At 69.0% G+C, this 8,797-nt stretch carries 8 protein-coding genes and 3 pseudogenes; 6 read left to right on the top strand and 5 right to left on the bottom strand.

The features are described 5' to 3' along the window. Nucleotides 1–355 precede the first annotated feature (355 nt). Nucleotides 356–646 carry a hypothetical protein gene (locus PV410_RS42710; RefSeq protein WP_500332082.1) on the bottom strand — a complete coding sequence of 97 codons (291 nt, stop codon included), beginning with the start codon at nucleotides 644–646 and terminating at the stop codon, nucleotides 356–358. 123 nt (nucleotides 647–769) lie between these two features. Then, the gene (locus PV410_RS42705; RefSeq protein WP_500332081.1) at nucleotides 770–970 is read right to left on the bottom strand and encodes a hypothetical protein; all 201 of its coding nucleotides are present in this window, start codon (nucleotides 968–970) and stop codon (nucleotides 770–772) included. 500 nt (nucleotides 971–1,470) lie between these two features. Between PV410_RS42705 and PV410_RS42700 the strand changes: the two are divergent. The 4 genes and pseudogenes from PV410_RS42700 to PV410_RS42685 form a co-directional block, all read left to right on the top strand. Next, nucleotides 1,471–1,635 (top strand): annotated as a pseudogene (locus PV410_RS42700) (DUF6233 domain-containing protein); the annotation flags it as partial. Nucleotides 1,636–1,694: 59 nt separating this feature from the next. Continuing rightward, nucleotides 1,695–2,311 (top strand): annotated as a pseudogene (locus tag PV410_RS42695) (transposase). Nucleotides 2,312–3,078: 767 nt separating this feature from the next. Next, nucleotides 3,079–3,240: pseudogene (locus PV410_RS42690) on the top strand (IS256 family transposase); the annotation flags it as partial. Between the two features lie 132 nt (nucleotides 3,241–3,372). Next, on the top strand, nucleotides 3,373–3,519 hold the full coding sequence (locus PV410_RS42685; protein ID WP_500332080.1) for a hypothetical protein: 147 nt from the start codon (nucleotides 3,373–3,375) through the stop codon (nucleotides 3,517–3,519). Nucleotides 3,520–4,069: 550 nt separating this feature from the next. On the opposite strand, the gene PV410_RS42680 is transcribed toward PV410_RS42685, so the two are convergent. Beyond that, nucleotides 4,070–4,690 carry a TetR/AcrR family transcriptional regulator gene (locus PV410_RS42680; protein WP_500332079.1) on the bottom strand — a complete coding sequence of 207 codons (621 nt, stop codon included), beginning with the start codon at nucleotides 4,688–4,690 and terminating at the stop codon, nucleotides 4,070–4,072. Between the two features lie 99 nt (nucleotides 4,691–4,789). Between PV410_RS42680 and PV410_RS42675 the strand changes: the two genes are divergently transcribed. Continuing rightward, on the top strand, nucleotides 4,790–5,959 hold the full coding sequence (locus PV410_RS42675) for an alpha/beta hydrolase family protein (protein ID WP_500332078.1): 1,170 nt from the start codon (nucleotides 4,790–4,792) through the stop codon (nucleotides 5,957–5,959). 169 nt (nucleotides 5,960–6,128) lie between these two features. On the opposite strand, the gene PV410_RS42670 is transcribed toward PV410_RS42675, so the two are convergent. Further along, a complete protein-coding gene (locus tag PV410_RS42670; protein ID WP_500332077.1) occupies nucleotides 6,129–6,857 on the bottom strand; it encodes an SDR family oxidoreductase in 729 nt (242 codons plus the stop codon). A 76-nt stretch (nucleotides 6,858–6,933) separates the two neighbouring features. Between PV410_RS42670 and PV410_RS42665 the strand changes: the two genes are divergently transcribed. Next, complete coding sequence (locus PV410_RS42665) at nucleotides 6,934–7,311, top strand: MerR family transcriptional regulator (protein WP_500332076.1); 378 nt, start codon at nucleotides 6,934–6,936, stop codon at nucleotides 7,309–7,311. Nucleotides 7,312–8,117: 806 nt separating this feature from the next. On the opposite strand, the gene PV410_RS42660 is transcribed toward PV410_RS42665, so the two are convergent. Continuing rightward, nucleotides 8,118–8,642: a hypothetical protein gene (locus tag PV410_RS42660; RefSeq protein WP_500332075.1), complete on the bottom strand. Its 525-nt coding sequence runs from the start codon at nucleotides 8,640–8,642 to the stop codon at nucleotides 8,118–8,120. Between the last annotated feature and the right edge of the window lie 155 nt (nucleotides 8,643–8,797).

The following is an 8,797-nucleotide window of genomic DNA, read 5'->3' as shown; positions in this document are numbered from 1 at the left end:
CGGGTACCCGAGGACACGCCGGTGAACCGCCCGTCCGCATGCTCATCTGGCCGGTCAGTGCCGGGGGCGTTAGAGACCGTACGGTCCGGGAACGCGTGAGTGAGCCCCGCCACGATGGCGCGCAGCAAAGCAGATGCGGCTTTGGGGCGAGGGCGTGAAGTTGGCGGGGCGCGGGCGCGTGGCGTCGGCCGAGGGCCCCGGGCAGTAGGGCGGCCCCGCCGAGGGTTGGGAAGGACGCGCCGGCGGGGCCGCGTGGGGCGCCCGCCCGGCACTCACCACGTAACCGGGCGGGCTGCTTGGGGGTCTACGGGCTACGCTCCGCGCGGGCGGGGATCATGAGGTTCCAGCCGTGCGGTTACCCGAGAATCACTATGACGCCGTTGCCGTAGCCGGGTCCGTATCCATAGCCATAGCCAGGTCCGTACCCGAATCCGGGTCCGTAGCCATAGCCGCCGTATCCGTATCCGCCGTAGCCGCAGCCGTAACCCCAGCAGCCGCCGTGGTCGACGACGGACTGGTGGGTGGCGGTGGCGGTGGCGGTCTGCTGTGGCGCGGCAGCGGCCGTGCCGACCCCGACGAGCGCGAGGATAGGTGCCGCGAGGGCGGCGGCTGCGACCCGGCGGGCGGTGATGCTGTTGATGCGCATGGTCGTTCCTAAGGGTGGCGGTCCTGCCGCGGCAGGCGGGTCAGCGTTTGACGGGACCGCGTCTGAGGCCCGCCTTGACCGCTTGCATTGGCCCCGCACGGCCAGACGGGCGCATCGGCTGTCTTATGGGCTGCGCTCCGCGCGGGCGGGCATCAGCAGGTTCCAGCCGACTCCGGAGCAGTTTTCCGGTACCGGCGGGAAGGTGTGGCCCTGCACGTTTGTGCTCGTGATGGTGAAGCGGTGGCCCTGACCGCAGGTGCATTCGTAGATGCCGCTGGCGGGGACTTTCTCGCCAGGGCGGTGCATGCGGGTCATCTCGTCCATGTAACCTCCTCGCCGGCCGGGGCCTGAGTGGAGCAGGCCCCGGCTTGCAAGGCGTGACCGCCGAGAGGGGGGAGCCTCTCGGGGAACCGCCCGAACGGGGGGCGAAACGAGCGGCTCCGGCTGGTCGCCTTACCTCGCAGACGTCTCCGAAACCCTCGGGGCGGGAAACTCCTCGTGCTCCGGCGGGGCCGTGATCCGCATACGACAGCGATGTAGTGCGCGTCCACCACGGGGACCTGCCGACGGGCGTGCCCGGGGCGGACGTCGAGGCCTACCCGTCGGACCGGCGGCCTCGGGTGGAGGTGCGAGTCGGCGGCCACCGGCATCAGGCGACCGTGTTCGTGAAGTTCAAGCACGCCGACGGGCGCGTCACGCTGCTGATGAGGGTCTGTTTCCTCGAGGACGACGGGTGGCCGGTGCACTACTGGCGGCGGTACAGGTGGTCCCCGGAGGCCATCCGCGTGCCGGGCCGGGTGTCGGCAGAGCCAGCCGGACGGTAGCTGGCGGCGGGGTGGAAGCTCGCGCACGTGCCGTTGGAGGGTGGCGGGCACGGCATCCTGCACCGGGCGCGTTGCTCGCAGGCTTCCGGGGGGACACTCACCCGGCAGGAGGCGCTTGCGGCGCTGGAGGTGGACATCGTCTCGCCGTGCGAGGAGTGCCACCCCGAGGCGGAACTCCAGGCGGGCCAAAGAAGGCATCTCAATCGGCTCGGTAGTCTGCGAGCGTGGGGATCGTTGAGCGGCTGGTGCCGGATGAGTTGTGGGCCTTGTTGCAACGGGTGGTACCGCCTGCACCGACCAGGCCGCAAGGCGGTGGCCGGCGACGGCACGGGGATCGGGAAGTGCTGGCGGCCATCGTGTTCGTGGCGACGTCGGGCTGCACGTGGCAGCAGTTGCCGGCGCCGTCGTTCGGGCCGTCGGGAGCGACTGCGTATCGCCGGTTCACGGAATGGACCAAGGCCCGGGTGTGGGCGAAACTGCACCGCCTGATGCTCGACGAGCTCGGCACACGCGGCGAGCTGGACTGGAGCCGGTGCGCGATCGACTCGGTGAACATGCGGGCCCTGAAAGGAGGGACCTGACAGGCCCGAATCCTAATGGGCAGCGAAGCGAGTCATCGCTATCGGGATCTCAGGAGCGAACAACATGACAGCCAGGCGCTGACCGGACAACGCCTACGACTACGCTCACCTGCGACGATGGTTACGGCAACGAGGCATCGCCCACCGCATCGCCCGCAAGGGCATCGAGCCATCCGCACGCCTGGGACGGCATCGTTGACTTCCTGGCCTACACCAGCATCGCCTGCACCCTCATCTTCTATCGCAGACTCACCAAATGAGACGACTCTATAGCTGGTGAAGCCAGGCTGTGACCAGCAGTACCGTCAGTACCCCCAGTACCCCGGCCAGCAGGACCGGCCACCACGGAACTCGTTCACCGGAGGCACCCCGGTCAAGCGCCCGGTCGGCAACCGTGACACCGCGCAGTGCACCGAGCGCGACCAGCACCACCGGAATCGCGAGAGCTGCATGCGCTGCCCAGGCCCCCACTAGCGTGGGTCCACCCCACGAGTGCTGGTAATCATGGTCATCGATGAGGGGGTATAACAGCCCGTTTCCCGTTGCCTGGCCGGCCAACAACGCCACCGCCGCGCCGAACAGTCCAAGTACCACACCGCAGCCCCCGCGCAGGATGAGTAGCCCCCGATGCGTCCTGAGGCCCAGGACGAGTCTTGCCAGGGCAACCGGGAGCAGCACCGACCCCTTCGCCGCATCACGCCATACCGAGGCTCCTACGAGACTGGTCACCAAGGGGAGTCGATCGAGAAGAAGCGCCGTGGGACGCCGATTGTCTGCCATACCAACAAGGGAACCAACCAATGAACGTCGTCTCCATGGTGGTAGCCCGAGTGGAGGAACTCAGGGTTTCCCCCTTCCGGTGCTTCGTTCGGCCGCAACTCACACGCCGCAACCAGGCCTGCGGAGTACCCGGGAAAGCGCGTCTTGGCTCGCACCCTGGCTCGGCCCGCTGCCCGCCCGGCTGCCCAAGCCGCCGCCTGGGGACTGTAAAAAAACGGTGTAACTCCCGATCAAGGAAGAACACCTGATGAGCGACGTGACTGCCTCTGTCGAGGCGGTTGAAGAGGTCCGCCCGGTCGAGCTGTCGGCGGATCTGCTGAACGACCAGTTGATCGGGCAGCTGGTCGATCGGGCCCGCGCGAGCGGCCTCCAGTTGACTGGTGAGGGCGGCCTCTTGCAGCAGCTGACCTGCAGTACTGGGAGCTGTCCGGCCGATCATGTGACTACGTGATGTCCGGGTCGTTGATGTGGACATGGGGCGCGGCGATCTGGCAGACGCAGAGTGGGAACGGCTGTCGAAGCGAGCGTCGCTGGAGTACCAGTGGGAGCTGTCCCCGTCGCGCCCGGCTGGAAGGCGGGCGGCTGGAAGGCGGGCGGCTGGCCGGCGGAGTTCACCTTCCGGGACCTGGCGGAACCCGACGATGAGCTGTGCTGCGGCGAGTGCGGCGGCCCGGTTGAGTGCTGCTGACGGTCGACGGCGGCGAGCGCGGTTCGGTGGCGGAAGCTGGACCGCGGTGGAGCTCCGAGAGCTTGTCGAGGCGGACCCGGGCGCGTATCCGCTCGCTTACGAGCCCACACAGATCCAGATTGGGCGGGGCCACGTCCTCCAGTTCTACTACTGCCTGGCCGACCCGAGGCACCTGCCACGCACGATCATGCAGTAATCGGGGCCCCGCCATCTCGCATCGGCTCGAGGCAGAGCGGCGCGAGGAGAACCGGGGCCGCGCGCCCAGCTTGCTGAACGCGCCCAGCTTGCTGAACGCGTCCAGCTTCTCGCCCGGCCGGCTTCTGCACCGCACCGCGCAGTCGTCGCGCAGGTTCCGGGAAGCTGGAGACCTTTGTCGCCGATGACGTGCGAGGACCGGTTCCGAGGCTGCCCGGGTCCGATCCGTACCACGTGGAGGGGCCCGGCATGACGGCGGTGAACCGTGTGCAGACGCTGCGGTGGTGAGCGGATCGCTCACCACCAGCCCCGCACGTGGGACAGCCTGGCGCCCGTCGCCGGGCCGCCCTGACGGTCAGGGCCGGCGGACGGCCGCCTTCAGGGCTGCGAGGGTGGCGGCTGTCAGTGTTTCGAGGTAGTCGTCGTCGCTGTGCTCGTCGATGAGCACCATGCGGAAGACGAGAGGCGCGATGAGCAGGTCGGTGGCGAGTTCCATGTCCAGCGTGGGCGGGAGTTCGCCGTGGTCGATCGCGTCTTGCAGGATCGCGCGTGCCGCGAGCCGCCGCGGCGCGGCCACTTCCGTGTGAAGCATGGTCGCCAGGGTGCTGTCGCGGCGGGATTCGGCGAGCAATTCGGCCCCGATCAGGGCGAACAGCGGATTGGCCAGTTGGCTGCGGTAAGCCGCGAGCAGTTCGCGCAGGTCGGTGTGCAGGTCGCCGGTAGCCGGAGTGCGGGGGAACGTTTCGGTGACCTTGCTGCGGATCAACTCTGTGATCATTGCCTGCTTCGAGGGCCAGCGTCGGTAGAGCGCGGCCTTGCCCACCCCGGCACGCCGGGCCACCGCAACCATCGACAACCGTGCATACCCGGCATCGGCGAGTTCGCCGAAGGCCGCTTCGGTGATCGCCTCGGTCACCCGCTCGCGCAGGACCGCCCCGCCGGACACCGGCCGGCCCTTCTTCTGCTGCACTGCCACGCTCACGAGCATAGCGAACGGAACGGCACCGTTCCATGTGTTACGGTCGGAGCTAGATGGAACGGTGCCGTTCCGTTCCCTCAGGGAAGGGAGCCGGAGATGAAGTTCCTCTACGACGACGAGTCCTTCTCCTTCGAGGCGCTGCGGGTCGCGGGCTATGCCGCCTACGGCGGCGCCGACCTGGGTGAGGTCCTGGTCACGTGCCGGAAGATCCCCGAGGGAGACGAGGAAGCCTGGTCGGCCCGGTGGGGCGCAACGGCGGCGCGCGTCGAGCGCATCGGCCGGGACGCGCTGGCCGCCGGTCACCGGGTCAGCGCCCGCGAAGCCCTGCTGCGCGCGTCCAACTACTACCGGACCGCTGACTTCTACCGCCGGGAGAACCCCGCCGACGACGCCGAGTCGGCGCGGCTGGCCAGGGCCTCGCAGCAGACGTTCGCCGACGCGGCCGGCCTGCTCGGCACCCCGGCCCGCGCGGTGCGTATCCCCTACGAGGACACCGCGCTGCCCGGCTACCTGTTCTTCGCCGACGACTCGGGGACCCCGCGCCCGACCCTGATCTACCACGGCGGGTACGACTCCACCCTCGAGGAGAACTACCTGGCGTTCGCCGCGGGCGCGCTGCGGCGCGGCTACAACGTCCTCACCTTCGACGGCCCCGGCCAGGGCAGCACCGTCCGCGACCAGGGCCTGCACTTCCGGCCCGACTGGGAGGCCGTGGTCACCCCGGCCGTCGACTTCGCGCTCACCGTGCCCGAGCTGGACGCCGAGAAACTCGTACTGATCGGCACGAGCCTCGGCGGCTACCTCGCCGCCAGGGCGGCCGCCTTCGAACACCGCATCGCAGCGTGCGTTCTGCACGACGGTGTCTACGACTTCCACGAAGTCGTGAAGGCGCTGGCCGCCCGCGCCGCTGCGACGCCCGGCGGCATCGAGGAGATGATGGCGCGGGACACCCAGGTACGCTGGGTGGTGCGCAACGGCCGGTGGGCCTTGGGTGTTTCCGGTTTCGACGAGCTCGTCAAGGCCAGCGAGGCCTACACCATGGCCGGCATCGCCGACCGCATCACCTGCCCGACACTCGTCCTCGACGCCGAGAACGACCAGTTCTTCCAGGGCCAGCCCAAGCGCCTCGTCGGTGAGCTGACCTGCCAGAAGGAACTGATCCTCTTCCGCGAGGACGAAGGCGCCGGCGAGCACTGCCACGAGGGTGCCATCTCCCTCTTCCACCAGCGCGCCTTCGACTGGCTCGACACCCTGCTCGCCCACTGACCCCGGAGGGCGGACTGCTGATCAGGTCGAGTCCTGCCGGAGCGGCTGCGGATCGCCGCTCCAGCAGGCGGGCACCGAGCACTGCCGAACCCGGAACGGTTCAGTTGGTGGAGTTCGAGAGGCCGATCGAGAAGCAGCCGACCGAGGTCCGTGCGGTCGGAGGGGACCCTCAGGCCGCCATCAGCGCCGCCAGGGCGCGGTCCATTGCGGCGTTGAACTCTTCGGGCGTCAGCGGAAGACGGGACTTGACGTCCCGACTCCACTGGTCGGCGAGGACCTCGGCGGAGCCCGCCTCGACTCCGTCGAGCGCCGCGTCGGCCAGGTCCGGCGGCGCGATCTTGTCCACGGGCCAGCCCGCGGCCATGTCGGTGTCGGCCAAGCCGAGGTGTACCGCTGTGACGAGCGTGCCCTGCTCGGCGAGCTCCAGGCGGACGCCGTTGGTCATGGCCCAGGCGGCGGCCTTGGTCAGGTGGTAGGCATTGGCGCCCTTGCCCCCGAACCACGACATGGCGGAGAGGACGTTGACGATCGCGCCCCCGCCGTTCCCGGCGAGCGCCGGCGCGAACTCCCGGATCATTCCCAGGTGGCCGAACATGTTGGTCTCCAGCTCGTGCCGCACCGCGTCCAGCGAACCGGTCACCAGGTCGGTCCCCGTAGAGATTCCCGCGTTGTTGATGAGCAGCGATACGTCCGGGGCGGCCTCGGCGGCGGCCCTCACGGATGCGGGATCGGCGATGTCAAGGGCCAGCACCTCGACCCCGGGCAGGTCCACGGTCTCAGGTCGGCGGGCCGTCGCGTAGACCTTGCGGGCGCCGCGTTCGAGCAGGCGCTGGGCGAAGGCGCGGCCCAGGCCGCGGTTGGCTCCGGTGACAAGGGCGACGGAGTTGTTGATATCCATGCCCGGTACGCTAGAACCTGACGTTGACGTCAGAGGCAAGTGCTGGTCCTCAGGGCCAGGGGTGAGAGGAATCACCATGACCGTTACAGCGGCCGCGGCCGAGCGGTTGATCCGCATCGGCGAGGTGGCACGGGGTGCCGGCGTCTCGGTACGCGCCGTGCGCTACTACGAGCAGCAGGGGCTGCTCATCGCGGAGCGCAGCCCGTCCGGCCAGCGCCTGTACCGGCAGGACGCCATCCTCCTGGTCCGCTTCTTCCAGCAGATGTTCGCCGCCGGCCTGACCAGCCGAAGGATCAGCGAACTCCTTCCGTGCTGGGTCGCCGGGCACACCGACGCCCAGCAGCGAGCCATGCTGCGCGCCGAGCGTGAGCGCATCCAGGGCAAGATCGACGACCTGCAGGCCGCCCTGGACCGCCTTGACGAGGTCATCGCGATCACGGACACGCACCCGTAGGGGCGGTCGGCCAGACGTCTCACCAGCGATTGACCGATGAGGAGTCGTTGAGGGGGAAATGTCGTCGGGTGGCCGACGCGATTTGCGGTGTTCGGGCAGGGCGGAGACCAGCGCGGTGGTCTGGTTCTCCAGGGTCTTTCCGGTCGTAAGCGGGCGCGTGCCGGCGCGCAGTCGCCGGCCACGAGCCGCTAGTACTCCAGCAGCGCGTCAACGGTGCAGTCGGCCATGGCGACCAGAGCCTCACGGGCGGTGAGCCAGGCGTGCAGGGCCGCGCGGGTGGGATCGGAGAGCTGAACGTCCTCCACCACCGGGTCGACGGCCTGGTCCCGTTTCCGGGGGCGGCGGGTGATCCGTATCGAGGTCAGGTCGGACGCGAAGTCGGCAATGCGGAGGCTCCAGAGCTCGCCGGAATCCTTCCCGCACAGGTGGGGGTGGTCCGGCAGTACGCCACGCGGCGCGGCTCGAGCAGCGTCCTTCCCCCGCAGGCAAGGGTCGTCCGCGGGTCGTAGAGGTCACCGGGATCTCCACCCGGCTATCCCCGCGCAGACGGGGGTGATCCGTAGCGGTCGTCGTGGAAACCGCTGACGAGGACGGTCTTCCCGTAGTCAGGCAAACGCCCTCTCCAGTACTTTGCCGGCTACCGGGAGAGCCCAAGTAGCCGCCGAGCCGCTGTCGAACTGGGGGCGAGCCGCTGCCACGGTCGTACGTCGGCAGCCGCGCACCGCGGGACACAGCGATGCGCAGCACGTTCCTCAGCGCTTCGCATGCCTCGGTGAGTGAGGCAGGATTTCACAAGCGTCCTGGTGTCAGCGGACGTCGACGTAGTCTCCGGCGGCCCCAACTGCCGGGGTGGTCGACGTTCCAGCGAAGTAGTAGCGCCAGTAGCCGTCCACAGCGGCCTTCGCGGTGGACTTGAGGTTGCCGTGGGAGTCGCTGTATGCGGTCCGGACCGTGGCGTACGTGCTCATTCCCCGCTTGCGGAACTGTAGCCTGACGGGCTGGCCGGTGTAGCCGTGGTACTCCAGATCGTCCCACCAACTGGCTCGGGTCAGCTTGCCCGTGACGGTGATGGTCTTGCCCTTGCGGACCGGCTCGGGTGAGGCGTTCACCGTCAGGCGTGAGTTTCGCTGGATGCGGAGGCGGGAGAAGGGGCCGGAATAGGCGTATTCGCCGTTCTTCGCATAGGCGACGACGTACACCTTCGAGGTCCCGGCCGTCGCGTTCTTCAGCAGTACCGGATTGCCGCTGACCGTCTCCTTGCCCTCGGCGTCGTACAGGACACCGGTCAGGCCTCGAAACGTCGGTCTGTGGTCGTACCACTTGGTCCCCACCTCTAGCTCGACGTTCCGGTCGATCGCCGAAAGCAGGCCTGGAACCGAGCTCTTGGCGATGGGGTCGCGGCGACTCCTGAAGGCCGCGACAGGCACAGCCGATTCCGGGCCGCTCCGCGGAGGTGATCCGGCAGCGGTGCCGCAGGACCGCGTTC

This window comes from Streptomyces sp. PA03-5A (genome assembly GCF_033792725.1).
Classification (GTDB): Bacteria; Actinomycetota; Actinomycetes; order Streptomycetales; family Streptomycetaceae; genus Actinacidiphila.
This window is presented reverse-complemented; position numbering and strand designations above follow the sequence as displayed.

What these genes read in the sequence shown, in the direction of transcription:
- PV410_RS42710 (WP_500332082.1), bottom strand. Translation starts at nt 646, where the DNA reads ATGCGCATCAACAGCATCACCGCCCGCCGGGTCGCAGCCGCCGCCCTC.
- PV410_RS42705 (WP_500332081.1), bottom strand. Translation starts at nt 970, where the DNA reads ATGGACGAGATGACCCGCATGCACCGCCCTGGCGAGAAAGTCCCCGCC.
- PV410_RS42675 (WP_500332078.1), top strand. Translation starts at nt 4,790, where the DNA reads ATGAAGTTCCTCTACGACGACGAGTCCTTCTCCTTCGAGGCGCTGCGG.
- PV410_RS42670 (WP_500332077.1), bottom strand. Translation starts at nt 6,857, where the DNA reads ATGGATATCAACAACTCCGTCGCCCTTGTCACCGGAGCCAACCGCGGC.
- PV410_RS42665 (WP_500332076.1), top strand. Translation starts at nt 6,934, where the DNA reads ATGACCGTTACAGCGGCCGCGGCCGAGCGGTTGATCCGCATCGGCGAG.